At 69.3% G+C, this 15148-nt stretch carries 15 protein-coding genes; 10 read left to right on the forward strand and 5 right to left on the reverse strand.

Annotated elements, in window-relative coordinates:
• The first annotated feature begins 66 nt into the window (after positions 1 to 66).
• Positions 67 to 444, forward strand: a complete 378-nt coding sequence (locus MKP05_RS11405) for a metalloregulator ArsR/SmtB family transcription factor (RefSeq protein ID WP_240568392.1) — start codon at positions 67 to 69, stop codon at positions 442 to 444.
• 84 nt (positions 445 to 528) lie between these two features.
• Here the strand turns inward: MKP05_RS11405 and MKP05_RS11410 are convergent, their stop codons facing one another.
• Positions 529 to 1737, reverse strand: a complete 1209-nt coding sequence (locus MKP05_RS11410) for an MFS transporter (protein ID WP_240568393.1) — start codon at positions 1735 to 1737, stop codon at positions 529 to 531.
• 63 nt (positions 1738 to 1800) lie between these two features.
• A complete protein-coding gene (arsB, locus tag MKP05_RS11415; protein WP_240568394.1) occupies positions 1801 to 2880 on the reverse strand; it encodes an ACR3 family arsenite efflux transporter in 1080 nt (359 codons plus the stop codon).
• A gap of 149 nt (positions 2881 to 3029) precedes the next feature.
• Between arsB and MKP05_RS11420 the strand changes: the two genes are divergently transcribed.
• Together MKP05_RS11420 and MKP05_RS11425 are read left to right on the forward strand one after the other, a co-directional pair.
• Positions 3030 to 3665 carry an ABC transporter ATP-binding protein gene (locus tag MKP05_RS11420; RefSeq protein ID WP_240568395.1) on the forward strand — a complete coding sequence of 212 codons (636 nt, stop codon included), beginning with the start codon at positions 3030 to 3032 and terminating at the stop codon, positions 3663 to 3665.
• Positions 3656 to 4459, forward strand: coding sequence for an ABC transporter permease (locus MKP05_RS11425; protein WP_240568396.1), 804 nt, complete (start codon positions 3656 to 3658; stop codon positions 4457 to 4459). The genes MKP05_RS11420 and MKP05_RS11425 overlap by 10 nt, the downstream gene beginning before the upstream one ends.
• Positions 4460 to 4519: 60 nt before the next feature.
• Here MKP05_RS11425 and MKP05_RS11430 read toward each other — a convergent pair whose 3' ends face one another.
• Positions 4520 to 5707 carry an acetyl-CoA C-acyltransferase gene (locus tag MKP05_RS11430; protein ID WP_240568397.1) on the reverse strand — a complete coding sequence of 396 codons (1188 nt, stop codon included), beginning with the start codon at positions 5705 to 5707 and terminating at the stop codon, positions 4520 to 4522.
• A 249-nt stretch (positions 5708 to 5956) separates the two neighbouring features.
• On the opposite strand from MKP05_RS11430, the gene MKP05_RS11435 reads away from it, so the two are divergent.
• The 4 genes from MKP05_RS11435 to MKP05_RS11450 all read left to right on the forward strand — a co-directional run bounded on the left by MKP05_RS11435 (position 5957) and on the right by MKP05_RS11450 (position 11293).
• On the forward strand, positions 5957 to 6526 hold the full coding sequence (locus MKP05_RS11435) for a TetR/AcrR family transcriptional regulator (protein ID WP_240568398.1): 570 nt from the start codon (positions 5957 to 5959) through the stop codon (positions 6524 to 6526).
• A 248-nt stretch (positions 6527 to 6774) separates the two neighbouring features.
• Complete coding sequence (locus MKP05_RS11440; RefSeq protein ID WP_240568399.1) at positions 6775 to 8445, forward strand: AMP-binding protein; 1671 nt, start codon at positions 6775 to 6777, stop codon at positions 8443 to 8445.
• A 19-nt stretch (positions 8446 to 8464) separates the two neighbouring features.
• Positions 8465 to 9232, forward strand: a complete 768-nt coding sequence (locus tag MKP05_RS11445; protein ID WP_240568400.1) for an SDR family NAD(P)-dependent oxidoreductase — start codon at positions 8465 to 8467, stop codon at positions 9230 to 9232.
• Between the two features lie 249 nt (positions 9233 to 9481).
• Positions 9482 to 11293, forward strand: coding sequence for an acyl-CoA dehydrogenase C-terminal domain-containing protein (locus tag MKP05_RS11450; RefSeq protein ID WP_240568401.1), 1812 nt, complete (start codon positions 9482 to 9484; stop codon positions 11291 to 11293).
• A gap of 40 nt (positions 11294 to 11333) precedes the next feature.
• Here the strand turns inward: MKP05_RS11450 and MKP05_RS11455 are convergent, their stop codons facing one another.
• Positions 11334 to 11810: a nucleoside deaminase gene (locus MKP05_RS11455; protein WP_110283756.1), complete on the reverse strand. Its 477-nt coding sequence runs from the start codon at positions 11808 to 11810 to the stop codon at positions 11334 to 11336.
• A gap of 230 nt (positions 11811 to 12040) precedes the next feature.
• Here MKP05_RS11455 and MKP05_RS11460 point away from each other — a divergent pair, with 230 nt between their 5' ends.
• Positions 12041 to 12883 carry a hypothetical protein gene (locus MKP05_RS11460; protein ID WP_240568402.1) on the forward strand — a complete coding sequence of 281 codons (843 nt, stop codon included), beginning with the start codon at positions 12041 to 12043 and terminating at the stop codon, positions 12881 to 12883.
• Positions 12880 to 14028: a hypothetical protein gene (locus MKP05_RS11465; protein WP_240568403.1), complete on the forward strand. Its 1149-nt coding sequence runs from the start codon at positions 12880 to 12882 to the stop codon at positions 14026 to 14028. The genes MKP05_RS11460 and MKP05_RS11465 overlap by 4 nt, the downstream gene beginning before the upstream one ends.
• A gap of 75 nt (positions 14029 to 14103) precedes the next feature.
• Here MKP05_RS11465 and MKP05_RS11470 read toward each other — a convergent pair whose 3' ends face one another.
• Positions 14104 to 14658: a thioredoxin family protein gene (locus MKP05_RS11470; RefSeq protein ID WP_240568404.1), complete on the reverse strand. Its 555-nt coding sequence runs from the start codon at positions 14656 to 14658 to the stop codon at positions 14104 to 14106.
• Positions 14659 to 14887: 229 nt separating this feature from the next.
• Between MKP05_RS11470 and MKP05_RS11475 the strand changes: the two genes are divergently transcribed.
• Positions 14888 to 15148, forward strand: a complete 261-nt coding sequence (locus MKP05_RS11475; RefSeq protein WP_110283760.1) for a hypothetical protein — start codon at positions 14888 to 14890, stop codon at positions 15146 to 15148.

Consider the following 15148-nt stretch of genomic DNA (forward strand, 5'->3'; position numbering starts at 1 on the left):
TATAGCCTTGGAGACTGGTGCCCAGGTGTGCCGGCCAGGACCGTGGAGTAGAATGTGGCTCAATTAATGTTAACCAAGCTGGAGAGGCTCTTGATCCCGCTGGATGCCGTTCGCGTCTTCAAGTGCCTGGGGGAAGAGACCCGGCTGATGCTCGCGCTGCTCATCCTCCGTGAGGGGGAGCTGTGCGTCTGCGAGTTGACCCATGCCCTGGCTCAATCCCAGCCCAAGGTGTCGCGGCATCTGGCGCAACTGCGCAGCTGCGGCCTGCTCAATGACCGCCGCGAGGGGCAATGGGTCTATTATGGCCTCGAGCCGGACCTGCCCGACTGGGTGCTGGCGATCCTGGATGCTGCCTTGCAGGGCGAGGTGGAAAGGCTCGATCTGCTACAGACACGCCTCAATACCATGGGCAACCGGCCCGAGCGGTGCCAGGTCATGTGCTGAGCGATGGCGTCATGGGGCTGCGTCGTTCGCCTCGTGCTGTTCCCCGGGCATCGGCTCGGACAGCGGTGACCCCGACCACCCGTCTCAGCGTGCGGGGGGGCCGGGCTCGCGGTGGGTCTCGAGCTCCAGGAGGCCGCGCAGGGCCAGGAGCCCGAGGAGCGGCCCCGGGAGCAGCCACCACACCACCCAGCTGCCCTGCAGGTTCCAGAGCGAGCTGGTCAGCGAGATGGCGGGGATGGTCAGGGCGAAGCCCACTGCGTTCATCACTGCCAGGGTCGAGCCGATGTGCTCGCGTGGGGCGGTGGCCGCAGCCAGGGCCGAGAACTGCGGCGAGTCGGCGATCACGGTCAGCCCCCAGAGGGCGAGCAGCACCAGCAGCAGCCCGGGCGGGGCCCAGGGCAGCAGCGGGTAGGCCAGGCAGATCAGCCCGGAGGTGGCCAGGGCCCGACGTGCCACCCAGAGGCTGCCCAGCCGACGGCTCAGCCTCCCGCCGCCCACGCAGCCGATGAGCCCCAGGGCGATGACGCTGAACGACAGCCAGGGAATCCACGCATCCGGTGCGTCAAGCCGAGTCACTTCCCTGGCGACCAGGAAGGGCGTCAGCGTCCAGAAGGCGTAGAGCTCCCAGCAGTGGCCGAAGTAGCCGCCGGCCACGGCACGAAAGCGCCGCTCGCGCAGGGCGGCGAGACCATCGAGCAGTCGAACCTTGCCGCCCGGCGGGGGCAGGTGGGGGCCGTCGCCCAGGGCGAGGATCATCGCACCGCCCACCAGGGCCAGGGTCGAGGCGCCGAGCAGCGGCCACTCCCAGGGCAGGCTCAGGGTGGAGCCCCGCAGCAGGTGGGGCAGGGCGGTGCCCAGGGTCAGCATGCCCACCAGCCAGGCCAGTGCCGCGCCGGTGTGCCTTGGCGTCCAGCCGATCACCAGCTTCATGCCCAGCGGGTAGATACCGGCCAGGCAGAGGCCGGTCGCGAAGCGCAGCAGCAGGTCGAGGGGGGGATGGGCCGCCACCAGCACGAAACCGCCATTGGCCAGGGCGCCGGCCAGGCAGGAGGCGGCGAAGATGCGGCTGGCGCGGAAGCGGTCGGCGAGCCCGGTGGCGGCGATGAACAGGGTGCCGGCGATGAAGCCCGCCTGCACGGTCAGGGTCAGTCGGCCCAGGTCGGCCTCGGACAACCCCAGGTCACGCGACAGCGATAGCCCCACGCCGTTGACGCTGAACCACAGCGAGGTGCCGCAGAGCTGGGCGAGGACGATGATGAGGAGGGGATGGCGTTGCCACCAGGAAGCATTCATTCGTGCATCCTTGACCGTGGGCGTCGGCAGGGGCAAGGCGACGAAAGCCGTAGCGCGGCCCGATCAGGTCTCCGCCGGGGCGGGAAAGCGGTGGCGGGTGGCGTTGGCGATCCGCACCAGCGCCAGCATCAGCGGCACCTCCACCAGTACGCCCACCACCGTCGCCAGCGCCGCGCCGGACTGCAGGCCGAACAGCGCGATGGCGGCGGCCACTGCCAGCTCGAAGAAGTTGCTGGCGCCGATCATCGCCCCGGGGGCGGCGACGTTGTGGGGCACCTTCCAGGCCCTGGCCCAGCCATAGGCGATGAAGAAGATCAGGAAGGTCTGGAGGATCAGCGGGATGGCAATCAGCACGATATGCAGCGGCGCCTCGAGGATCACCTCTCCCTGAAAGGCGAACAGCAGCACCAGGGTGATGATCAGGCCGATCGGCGTGATCGGGCCCACCCGCTTCATGAAGACGTTGTCGTACCATTCGGGGCCGTGGCGGGCGATCAGAGTGCGGCGGGTCAGGTAGCCGGCGGCCAAGGGAATCACGATGTAGAGCACTACCGACAGGGCGACCGTGTCCCAGGGCACCTGGATGTTCGACACGCCGAGCAGGAAGACCACGATGGGGGCGAAGGCGAACAGCATGATCAGGTCGTTGAGCGCTACCTGCACCAGGGTGTAGGCGGCATCGCCACGGGTCAGGAAGCTCCACACGAAGACCATGGCGGTGCAGGGCGCCGCGCCGAGCAGGATGGCGCCGGCCAGGTACTGGCTGGCCAGTTCCGGTGGAATGAACGGGCGAAAGATCACCATCAGGAACAGCCAGGCGATGGCGAACATGGTGAAGGGCTTGATCAGCCAGTTCACCGTGGTGGTGATGATCAGCCCCTTCGGTTGGCGGCGCACGCCGAGCACGGCGGCGAAGTCGATCTGCGCCATCATCGGGAAGATCATCGCCCAGATCAGCACCGCCACCGGGATCGACACCTGGGCGACCTCGAAGCGCGACAGGGTCTCGGGAATCGCTGGGGCGAACTGGCCGAGCAGCACGCCGGCGACGATGGCCAACGCCACCCAGAGGGAGAGAAAGCGTTCGAACAGGCCCATGCCCTCGGCGGAACTCGGCGCTGTCGTGCTGGAGCGGGTCGTCATGGGAGTTTCCGGCGGTCGTCGGAAAGAAGTGCGATCAGAATATATGTTTTTCCATATGTCTTCAATCGATCGGTCCGTCGTGCTACATCGATCGCAGGCCGCTGCTATGATCGGTCAGGCATGCCACGTCGCCGTCATCGGGAGGCTCCTTGTCCGTCAACGACTCGTCCGTCACCGGTCTCCTGCGACTCGCTCGACTGGGGGTCGGTGAGCTTGAGGGTGTCGACCTGGCCGTCGAGCCCGGCGAGATACTCTGCCTCTCCGGGGCCAGCGGCTCGGGCAAGAGCCGCCTGCTGCGCGCCGTCGCCGACCTGGAGCCTCACCGGGGCGAGGTGTGGCTGGGCGAGCTGGCCCAGTCGGCGGTGCCGGGCCACCGCTGGCGCCGGCGGGTGATGCTGGTGCCGGCGGAGAGCCACTGGTGGGCCGACCGCGTCGGTGAGCACCTTGCCGAGCCCGATGTCCGCGATCTCGAGGCCCTGGGGTTCGACCGGGAGGTGCTGGAGTGGCAGGTGAGCCGGCTCTCGTCGGGCGAGAAGCAGCGCCTGGCTCTGCTGCGGGCGCTGTGTTGCGAGCCGTCGGCGCTGCTGCTCGACGAGCCCACCGCCAATCTCGATGACGCCACCAGTCGCCGTGTCGAGACCTGGCTGGTGGAGCGGGTCCACGAGCGGGGCTGGCCGGTGATCTGGGTCGCCCACGACCGCGCACAGATCGGCCGGGTGGCGAAGCGTCACCTGCGGATCCTCGACGGCCGGCTGGTGGAAGAGGAGCAGGCCGCATGGACGTGATCGCGCTCTCCTGGTGGCAACTGGCCCTGGCGGCGCTGATGGTGGTGGCGCTGGCCGCCTGCACGGCGGTGGCGCGACTGGGCATGAGCCGCAGCCTGCTCGTCGCCGCGGCGCGCACCGTGATCCAGCTGGCGCTGGTCGGCCTGGTGCTCGAGGCGCTGTTCGCGGCAGAGCGGCTGCACTGGGTGGCGTTGATGGCACTGGCCATGCTGCTGATCGCCGGGCGCGAGGTAATGGCACGACAGAAGCGCCGGCTGCTCGGCGGCTGGGCCTTCGGCATCGGCGCGGTGGCGATGTTCCTGTCATCGTTCACCGTCACCGTGCTGACCCTGACGGTGATCATCGGCCCCGAGCCCTGGTACCGGCCCCAGTACGCCATCCCGCTGCTGGGCATGATGCTCGGCAACACCATGACGGGAGTGGCGCTGGCGCTCGATCGTCTCACCGATACCGCCTGGCGTCAGCGCGCGGTGATCGAGAACCGCCTGATGCTCGGCCAGCGCTGGCAGGAGGCGATCGGTGACATCCGCCGCGAGGCGATGCGCAGCGGCCTGATGCCGATGATCAACGCCATGGCCGCTGCCGGGGTGGTCAGCCTGCCAGGGATGATGACCGGCCAGATACTCGCCGGCAGCCCACCGGCGCTGGCGGTGAAGTACCAGATCCTGATCATGTTCACCATCACCCTGGGCACCGGCTTCGGCACCCTGGCGGCGGTGGCGGCGGGCAGCCGCCGGCTGTTCGACGGGCGTGAGCGGCTGCGACTGGAACGCCTGGCCGTGCCGCGCCAATAGGTGCGTCCGCCTCCCTGCCAGGGGAGGCGGGCGCCGTCATTGCCGGCAGTGCTCGAGGGATCAGTCGACCAGCTCGACCGCCACCGCGGTGGCCTCGCCGCCGCCGATGCACAGGCTGGCGATGCCACGCTTGCCGCCCCTGGTGCGCAGGGCATGGATCAGGGTGGCAATGATCCGCGAGCCGGTGGAGCCGATGGGGTGACCCTGGGCGCAGGCGCCACCGAAGACGTTGACCTTGTCGTGGGGGATGTCGAGCCCGTCCATGGCCAGCAGGGTGACCACGGCAAAGGCCTCGTTGATCTCGAACAGGTCGACGTCCTTCACGCTCCAGTCGAGCTTCTTCAGCAGCTTGTCGATGGCCCCCACCGGGGCGATGGTGAACTCGCTGGGGTGCTGGGAGTGGGTGCTGTGGCCGAGCATCCGCGCGATGGGCCTGGCGCCATGCCGGTCCGCCGCCGCCTGGCTGGCCAGGATCAGCGCCGAGGCACCGTCGGAGATCGAGCTGGAGTTGGCGGCAGTGATGGTGCCCTCCTTGGCGAAGGCCGGGCGCAGCGAGCGTACCATGTCGAGCTTGGCCTGGAAGGGCTGTTCGTCGTGATTCACCACGCTCTCGCCCTGGCGGCCGGTGACCGTGACCGGGACCATTTCGGCGTCCAGGTGGCCGGCGTTGGTGGCCGCCATGGCGCGCTCCAGCGAGGCGATGGCGAAGTCGTCCAGCCGCTCGCGGCTGTAGTCGCGGGCGCTGGCGACCTCCTGGGCGAAGACCCCCATCAGCTTGCCGGTCTCGGCGTCCTCCAGGCCGTCGAGGAACATATGGTCCTTCAGTTCCCCATGGCCCAGGCGATAGCCGGTACGGGCCCTGGTCAGTACATGGGGGGCGTTGGACATGGACTCCATGCCGCCGGCCAGCAGGATCTCGCCGCTGCCGGCGCGGATCAGGTCGTGGGCCAGCATGGTGGCCTTCATGCCCGAGCCGCACAGCTTGTTGATGGTGGTGGCGCCGATGCCATCGGCGATGCCGGCCTGACGCATGGCCTGGCGGGCTGGGCCCTGCTTGACGCCGGCCGGCAGCACGCAGCCCAGGATGCCCTCGTCGATGACATCGGGTGCGATGCCGGCGCGCTCGATGGCGGCGCGGATGGCGGCGGCCCCCAACTGCGGGGCGGTGAGGCTGGCGAGGCTGCCCAGCATCCCGCCCATGGGGGTGCGGGCGGCGGAGAGGAAGACGATATCGTTGGACTGGCTCATGGTGGGTACTCCCGGAGTAGCAGTGCGAGTGGTGCGATTATCGTTATACGAGTTGCCGGCCCGTGGGGCCAAGGCTATCGCGGATGGCGGTAACGCTTGAGGCTGTTCCGCCGACCTGTCCCCGGCGCCTCTCGCTTTGGGTAACGGCGATTGCCCTGCCCGTGGGGCAGGGCGCGTTGACCTGCCGCCGGGGCTGTGGTTTTCTCAGGGTCAACCAAGCAAGCGCTAGTGTAAACGTCGATGAATGTAATGAATGACTCCCCGCGCCGCAAGGAACTCACTCGCCAGGCCGCCCAGCTGTTCGTCCAGGAGGGCTTCGACCGGACCACGGTGCGCATGCTGGCCCAGGAGATGGGCATCAAGTCCGGCAGCCTCTTCCATCATTTCCGCGACAAGCAGGAGATCCTCGCCGCGGTGATCGAGGAGGGCACCCAGAACGCCCTGGCCATCGCACGCGAGACCCTTCAACAGTGCGACAGCACGCCCGAGGCGCGGTTGCATGCGATGGCCCGCGCGCACCTCGAGACCCTGCTCACCGACCGCAATGCCCATGTGGTGGCACTCTACGAGTGGCGTCGCCTCGACACCGCGGCCAGGGACCACCTGAGCCACCTGCGTGACGCCTACGAGGCACTGTGGGAGCAGGTCATCGACGAGGCCCTGGCCGCCGGGCTGATCCATGGCGATCGTTTCCTGGTGTCGCGCTTCGTCATGGGCGCGCTCAACTGGACGGTGCGCTGGTACGACCCCTCGGGGCCTCGCTCGCCGGAGGACCTGGCCCGCGAGCTGGTCGCCATGATCTCTTCTCCCACCGCTTGATGTCCCGGGCGGGCCTGGCGGTTCGCCACGCTCGACCATCGTCTAGTCCCTTCTTCCCGTTCAGGGGTTGCCCCCATTCACGAGAGCCTCTAGCTTGTACCTAGCGCTTGCTAGGTTGACGCTTACGTCAACTGCATATAACCAGAAAGTTGGCGTGCACGCCAGCGCCACGGGATCACGACCAAGGCTTCACCCGTTCGCCGACATTCTCAGCCGACAACAAGCACAAGCATCCGTGAGGGCATGACATGAGCACAGCGACGACTCCCGAGTACCGGACCTATCTCGAGACCTTCAGCGTGGATGACGTCATCGCGCGGCTGGACGATCATCGCGACGGCAAGTTCAACGCCTTCGAGTCCTGCTGTGGGCGCCACCTGCGTGCCGGCCGCGGCGATGTCCTGGCCCTGGTGCACGAGGACACCGAGGGCCGGGTCAACAAGCTGACCTACGCCGAGCTGGAGGCCGAGAGTGCCCGGCTGGCCGGCTGGTTCGCCGCGCGTGGCCTGGGCGTGGGCGACCGCATCGCCTGCATGCTGCCGCGCTCGCCGCAGCTGCTGGTGGCGGTGCTCGCCACCTGGCGCATCGGGGCCGTCTACCAGCCGCTGTTCACCGCCTTCGGCCCCGACGCCGTGGACTACCGCCTGGGGCGTGCCGACACCCAACTGGTGATCACCGATCACGCCAATCGCTTCAAGTTCGACGGCCTGACCCGGTGCCCGCCGGTGCTCGCCGTGGGCGGCCCGAGCGCCGAGCACGGCGATGACCTGGACTGGGCCGAGGCGCTCGCCCAGGCGCCGATCGAGGCGACGCCGCCACGCCTGGCGCCCGATGCCCCCTTCCTCCAGATGTTCACCTCCGGCACCGTGGGCAAGCCCAAGGGCGTGGCGGTGCCACTGGCCGGCATGCCGGCCTTCGCGCTCTACATGGAACTGGCCATCGACCTGCGCGAGGAGGACCGGTTCTGGAACATGGCCGACCCGGGCTGGGCCTATGGCCTCTACTACGCCATCGCCGGGCCGCTGCTGCTGGGCGTGACCACCCACTTCTGCGAGGCGGGCTTCAGCGCCGAAGGGGCGCTGGCCTTCATGAAGCGCCATCGCATCACCAACTTCGCCGCCGCTCCCACCGCCTATCGCCTGATGAAGGCCTCGGGGCTGTTCGACGACGCCCACGAGACCCTCGAGCTTCGCGTGGCGAGCTCCGCCGGCGAGCCGCTCAACACCGAGGTGGTGACCTGGGTCGAGCGATCCCTGGGCTGCCCGGTGATGGACCACTACGGCCAGACCGAGACCGGCATGACCTGCAACAATCACCATGCCCTCAACCACCCCAAGCATGTCGGGGCCATGGGCGTGCCGATGCCCGGCTACCGCCTGGCGACCCTCGATGCCGAGTACCACGAGCTGCCCCCGGGCGAGCCGGGCGTGCTGGCGGTGGATATCGCCCATTCCCCGGCGCACTTCTTCGCCGGCTACACCTGGCAGGAGAAGCACCCCTTCGCCGCGGGCTACTACCTGACCGGTGACGTGGTGATCCGCAACGAGGACGGCACCTTCCAGTTCGCCGGCCGCGACGACGACATCATCACCACCGCCGGCTACCGGGTCGGGCCCACCGACGTGGAAAACTCGGTGATGACCCACCCGGCGGTGGCGGAATCCGCCGCCGTGGGCCAGCCTGACGAGATCCGCGGCGAGATCATCAAGTCCTACGTGGTGCTGCGCGAGGGCTTCGAGGCCAGCGACGAGCTGGCCGACGAGATCCGCCAGCAGGTACGCGAGCGCCTCTCGACCCACGCCTTCCCGCGGGTGATCGAGTTCGTCGATGCGCTGCCCAAGACGCCCAGCGGCAAGATCCAGCGCTTCAAGCTGCGCGCCGACGCCGCCGCGAAGGCGGAAGCGGCCCCAGCCAAATGACGACCCTGAGGACATCAACATGCAAGTGAAGGACAACACCTTCCTGATCACCGGTGCCGCCTCCGGGCTGGGGGCGGCCACCGCCGAGCGCCTGGTCGCCGGTGGCGCTCGAGTGGTGCTCTGCGACCTGAGCGACGCCGTCGAGGCCCACGCCGCGACGCTCGGCGACGCCGCCCGGGCGGTGCGCGGCGACGTCACCTCGGGCGACGACATCCAGGCGGCCATCGATGTCGCGGTCGCACTGAGCGGCGGCCGCGGCCTCGCCGGGGTGATCCACTGCGCCGGCGTGGTCAGCGTGGCCAAGCTGGTCGACCGCGAGGGCAATCCCGCCGACCTCGATGCCTACGCCCACACCATCCAGATCAACCTGGTGGGCACCTTCAACGTGATGCGCCTGGCCGCCGCGGCCATGGCGAAGAATGCCCCCGGCGAGGACGGCGAGCGCGGGGTGATCGTCAACACCGCCTCGATTGCCGCCTTCGATGGCCAGGTGGGGCAGTGCGCCTACAGCGCCTCCAAGGCCGGGGTGGTGGGCATGAGCCTGCCAGCGGCCCGGGAACTCTCGCGCCATGGCATCCGGGTGATGGCCATCGCCCCCGGGGTGTTCGAGACGCCGATGATGAGCGAGATTCCCGACGAGGCCGCCCAGGCCCTGGCCGCCGCCGTGCCCTTCCCCAAGCGGTTGGGCAAGCCCGACGAGTTCGCCCGCCTGGCCGAACAGATCGTCACCAACCCCATGCTCAACGGCGAGGTGATCCGCCTGGACGGCGGCATTCGCATGCAATGACCCGGCTCCACCGGGAGCTAGAAACCTTAGGCTGTAAGCTTTAAGAGGGAAGAGGGAAGAGGGAGGTGAGGATAGGGGTTCTTCTTCCCTCTTCCAGCCGCGAAGCGCCGCTCTTCCTTCTTTCGTCTCGACACTGAAACGAACGCTTGACTAGCTTGCTCCGTGGGCGTAATTTCAAACACATGTTTGAAAGCGGCCGGCGCCGCTCTCACTCACCCGACTCCAGGCGACCTTTTGTGGAGAGTAGAGATGCCCGACTATCAGGCCCCCCTGCGCGACCTGCGCTTCGTGATGGACGAGATGCTGGACTACCCGGCCCACTACGCCCGCCTGCCCGGCGGCGAGGAGGCCTCGCCCGACGTGGTCGCCGCCATCCTCGAGGAGGGCGCGCGCTTCGCCCGCGAAGTGCTGCTGCCGCTGAACCAGAGCGGTGACCGGGAGGGTTGCCAGCTGGAGGGTGGCGAGGTCAAGGCGCCCAAGGGCTTCAGGGAGGCGTACCAGCAGTACGTGGAGGGCGGCTGGCCGAGCCTGGCCGCCGACCCCGAGCACGGCGGGCAGGGGCTGCCGCACTCGCTGGCCATGGTGCTCTCGGAGATGATCTGCGCCACCAACCTCGCATGGGGGATGTACCCGGGGCTCTCCCACGGCGCCGCCGATGCCCTGCGCCACCACGGTACCGAGGAGCAGCGGGCCACCTACCTGACCAAGCTGGTGGAAGGCGTGTGGACCGGCACCATGTGCCTGACCGAGCCACACTGCGGCACCGACCTGGGCCTGATCAAGACCCGTGCGGTGCCCAGTGACGACGGCAGCCATGCCGTGACCGGGACGAAGATCTTTATCTCCGCCGGCGAGCACGACCTGGCCGAGAACATCATCCACCTGGTGCTGGCCAAGCTGCCGGACGCCCCGGAGGGCTCGAAGGGCATCTCGCTATTCGTGGTGCCCAAATATCTGCCGACCGAGACGGGTGAGCCCGGCGAGCGCAACGGCGTGGCCTGCGGCTCGCTGGAGCACAAGATGGGCATCCACGGCAACGCCACCTGCGTGATGAACTTCGACGCCGCCAGGGGGTTCCTGGTCGGCCCGCCCAACAAGGGCCTGGCCTGCATGTTCACCATGATGAACGCCGCCCGCCTGGGCGTCGGCATCCAGGGCCTGGGCCTGGCCGAGGCGAGCTTCCAGAACGCCCTGGCCTATGCCCGCGACCGGTTGCAGATGCGCGCGCTGGATGGCCCCCAGGCCCCCGAGAAGCCCGCCGACCCGATCATCGTCCACCCGGACGTGCGCCGCATGCTGCTGACCCAGAAGGCCTTCGCCGAGGGCGGCCGGATGCTGGTGCTCTACACCGCCCAGATGCTGGACATCGTCGAGCATGGCCAGGACGCCGCCGAGCGCGAACGGGCCGAGACCCTGCTGGGCCTGCTGACCCCCATCGTCAAGGCCTTCCTCACCGAGGTCGGCTTCGAGGCGACGAATGAAGGTGTTCAAGTCTTTGGTGGGCACGGCTTCATCCAGGAGTGGGGCATGGAGCAGCTGGTGCGCGATGCGCGCATCACCCGCCTCTACGAGGGCACCACCGGCATCCAGGCCCTCGACCTGCTGGGCCGCAAGGTACTGATGAGCCAGGGCGAGAGCCTCAAGCTCTTCACCCGGGAGATACACAAGTTCTGCCAGGCCGAGGAGGACAATGGCGAGCTGGCCGAGTTCGTGAAGCCGCTGGCGGTGCTCAACGCCGAGTGGGGCGAGCTGACCATGGGGGTGGGCATGAAGGCGATCCAGGATCGCGAGGAAGTGGGTGCGGCCAGCGTCGACTACCTGATGTACGCCGGCTACGTGATCCTGGCCTACCTGTTCGCCCGGGCGGCGAAGCAGGCCAGGGAGGCGCTCGCCGCCGGCAGCGACGATGCCGACTTCTACCGGGCCAAGCTCGACACCGTGCGCTTCTACTTCCAGCGCCTGCTGCCGCGCACCCGCGCCCACGCCGCCATGATCCAGGCCGGCGCCGGCTCGTTGATGGCGCTCTCCAGCGAAGACTTCGGCCGCGGCTTCGAGATCTGACCGTGCGTCGACACGACGACTGACTGCGGTGCGCGTCCCGTCACGCAGCGTACTTGCGCCGATGGAGCTCGCGCACCTGCTGGTCCAGCCCGGGCACCGGTCCCTCGACCTCCAGGCCGGGAACGACCTCCCGGATCGGCAGGGGGCGTACCGGCGGCGGGGGCGTGCCGAACTCCTCCAGCCAGCCGACGAACTGTGCCGCCGAGCTGGCGTAGACGATGCGGCCCAGGCCGACCCAGCCATGTGCGGCGGCGCACATCGGGCAGTGCTCGCCGGAGGTGTAGACGGTGGCGGCGGCTCGCTGCTCGGGGGTGAGGTGCTCGGCGGCCCAGCGGGCCAGGGCGAATTCCGGGTGGCGGGTGCTGTCGCCGCTGGCGGTACGATTGTGGTCCTCGGCCAGCACCGTGCCGTCGGCGCCGACCAGCACCGAGCCGAAGGGCTCGTCCCCGGTCTCCAGGGCCTCTTCCGCCAGGGCCACGCAGTGCCTCAGGTGCTGCATGTCCGTCTCGTCGATCATTCGGCTCTCCTCCGTGCTATTGCCTGTCCGCGCTGCTAGGCAGGCAAATGTGCCCGCCTCCGAGCTGCACTATAGCCTGCGCCGCAGGGAAGCGGGACACATCGCCATCTCCCGGTGATGGCACGCCGATGCCGTGGTAGGTTCGAAGGGGGAGCAGGCGCGCATGCGGTGTTGACGTTGCCGCGCCGTCTGCCGGAATCCTTTGGTGAGCCGTGGGTGGAGGCCCGTCGATGCCTGAAGGGCAGAGCAGGGGGTGGAGAGCGCTCGCGTGGAGCCACGCACATCTGGCCCTGGCGGTGCTGGTGGTGCTGTTCTGGTCGCTGCTGGGGGACCGGCTCGCCGGTCTGCTGTTCCTGCCGGCCTGGGTGCTGGTCACCCAGCTGATCGCCGCCGGCAGCCTGGAGGCCGCCCGGCTGCGTCGCCGTGCCTGGCTGGACCAGTACCTGCGTGACGATTCGCCCTGGCACCGCTGGCTGCGCGGCGGGGCGCTGATGGTGGCCCGTCACCAGTTGCTGGGCGCCTGCCTGGCACTGCTGCTGCTGGTGAAGATGCGCCTGCTGGCCTGGGTCGACTGGCCGCTGCTGCTGCTCGCGGTGGTCGGGCTGGTGGTGCTGCGCAATGGCCTGCGTCGCCGCCTGGCGCGGCATGTCATCGGCGACCATCTCCCGGCGGTGACCCGGCGCCTGGTGGTGGTGCCCGCGGCCGGCCTGCTGGGCCTGGCGCTGGTGGTCGCGGCCCTCTGGCTGCCCCAGCCCTACCTGATCGGCCTGGGCTGGGAAGAGGCGCTGCTGCGGCACCTGCAGGGGCGCGACGCGGCCTCGCTGCTCGGCTTCTTCGAGCGATTGGGCAGTGCGGTGGAGATCACCCAGTACTGGGCCATGCAGAACGCCGTGGAGAGCCTGCGGCTCGGCGCGCCCCTGGCGCTGCTGGGCTGGCTGCTGTTGCTGCTGACCCAGAGCGCCTTCGCCTGGGCCTATGTCCGCCTGCTGATCGGCGCCGATGCGCTGCGCCGGGAGGGCCGCCGGTCCGCTCCAGTGGCGTCGCGTTCGCGTGGCGAGGGGGAGTCATCGTGAACCCTACCCGGTACACGCCAGTCACGGCCCGGCCGTCGCCGAGCGGCTGGCGACGCTGGGCCGCCTCCCTGCTGGCGGTCGTGGCTCTGATGCTGCTGCTCGACCTCGGCCACCGCCTGTTGCAGGACCGTGCCGACGCACCGCTGTTCCGGGTGGTGGTGAACGGCGAGTCCCTGCTGCTCGATGCCGAGACCCACGCCGAGTTCGGCCGGGACCTGGACCGGCTCGCCGCACGACTGCAGCAGGACGTGGCGGCCGGGATGCGGCCCTGGGTCGACAAGCGACTGGAGGCGGCCTTCGCGCCGCTCGAGGCGGCGGTGCCGGGCTATCTCGACTGGTACTACTCGCTGTCCGGCAGCTACCTGCGGCTGGGGATGGCGGTGGCCGGCGAGCAGGACGGTTGGCTGGATACGCAGCGCCACGAGCGCCTGGTCGCCGCCAGCGGGGTCGAGCAGGCCCTGGCCGAGCTGGAGGCGGACTACCCGCAACGCCTGGCCCGGGTGCAAGAGGGGCTGATGCAGGGCGTCGCCCAGCGCCTGTACCGGGAGTACGCGCCGCGGCAGGTGGCGCCGGCGGAGGAGGGTGAAGGCCCCGTCCATGCCCTCGATCTCGACCTGGTGCTACGGCAGGCCTTTGATGACAGCCTGGACGCCTCGCGCTGGGGCACCGCCACCCTGGGCGGTGCCGGCATCGGCCTGGTGGCGGGCCGCGCCCTGGCTCAGCGGCTGGGGAGCGGAGCCGCCCTGCAGGGCAGCCGGATGGCGGTGCGCAGCCTGCTGGCCCGGCTCGGTGCCAATACCGCCCGCTCGCTGGCATCGGGCGGCGCGGCGGCCGCGGCCACGGCGCCCTCCGGCCCCGGGGCCATGCTGATCGGCACGGCCACCGCCGCGGTCTCCCTCGCGGGGTTCGTCGGCAGCGAATACGCGCTGCTCAAGCTCCAGGAGGCCCATTACCGGCCCGGGATGGAAGCCGAGCTGCATGAGGAAATCGACCGGGCCAGGGAGGAGCTGGCCCGGTCGCTCGAAGGCGTGGCCGCGGGCAGCGCCATGACCTTGGCCTCGCGAATGGAACACCATGCCGGCCAGGCCGAGCAGGGTACGCAGACGCCCGAGGAGTACCGGATCTTCGGCCGCCGGGGCGATTGACAGGCGCCTCGCGCCTGACCCTGACACCTGGAGCGAGCGACGGGGCGCGGCCGGACCTGCGGAGCCGGCTGCGGGTCATGCCGTCTTCCATTTGATGTTGCAGCCCATCGACGGCTGCTGGCTCGCGTCCGGCGCCTGACCGGCCAGCACCGCATCGGCGGCGGCACGCAGGTCGGTCCCGGTCACCGGGGTGTCCTTGCCCGGGCGGCTGTCGTCGAACTGGCCGCGGTAGACGAGCCGATGGTCGCGGTCGTAGAGGAAGAAGTCCGGCGTGCAGGCGGCCTCGAAGGCGCGGGCCACGTCCTGGCTCTCGTCCACCAGGTAGGGGAAGTCGTAGCCCCGCGAGCGGGCCTCCTCGATCATGCGCGCGGGGCTGTCGTCGGGATGGCTGTGGAAATCGTTGCTGTTGATGGCGACCACCGCGAGGCCGCGCTCGCCATACTCCCGGGCGAAGTCGGCGAAGGCATCGGCAACGTGCTTGACGAAGGGGCAGTGGTTGCAGATGAAGGCCACCAGCAGGGGCCGGCCCTGGAAGTCGGCGCTGTCCACCTCTTCGCCGCGCGGGTCGGGAAGGCGAAAGGCCGGCAGGGGGCTGCCGAGTTCGGCCATGTTCGAGGGGGTCAGGGACATGGGGAAGACCTCCTGGGTGTCGCTTGAAGGATAGCCTCAGGGTAACAGATGGCGCCGCTGGAGTCGGCCGGCCGGGCCTGTCTACACTGGATCGGGCCAGTGCCGGTCGCCGGGGCGAGAGGCGCCATGGCGCCTGCCGGGCGGATGGCAGGAAAGTTGAATTCATGGGCCTTTCGCTGGTCCATCGGATGATGACGAGCGACGGGGCGAGACAGGGAGGAGGTGACGGATGAGCGTGCAGCAGGTAACCGAAGCGGAACTGCTGGCCCGAGTCGAGCGCTGCATGGCCGGCGAGCGGCTGGTGGTCGAGCACGAGGGCCGGCGTTTCCCGGCTCGGGTACAGCATGTCGGTGCCACCGGGGTGAAGGTCATTCCCGAGACGGCGCTGCAGGGCAGTCACGGCGCGCCCGGTGACATCAACGGCTTCATGGTCTCGTTCGGCGAGATCATGGAAGTCGAGATCGGCGGCGTCACCTATCGGTGGCGGTGA

The sequence above is a fragment of the Halomonas flagellata genome, from assembly GCF_022487945.1.
GTDB lineage: Bacteria > Pseudomonadota > Gammaproteobacteria > Pseudomonadales > Halomonadaceae > Halomonas > Halomonas flagellata.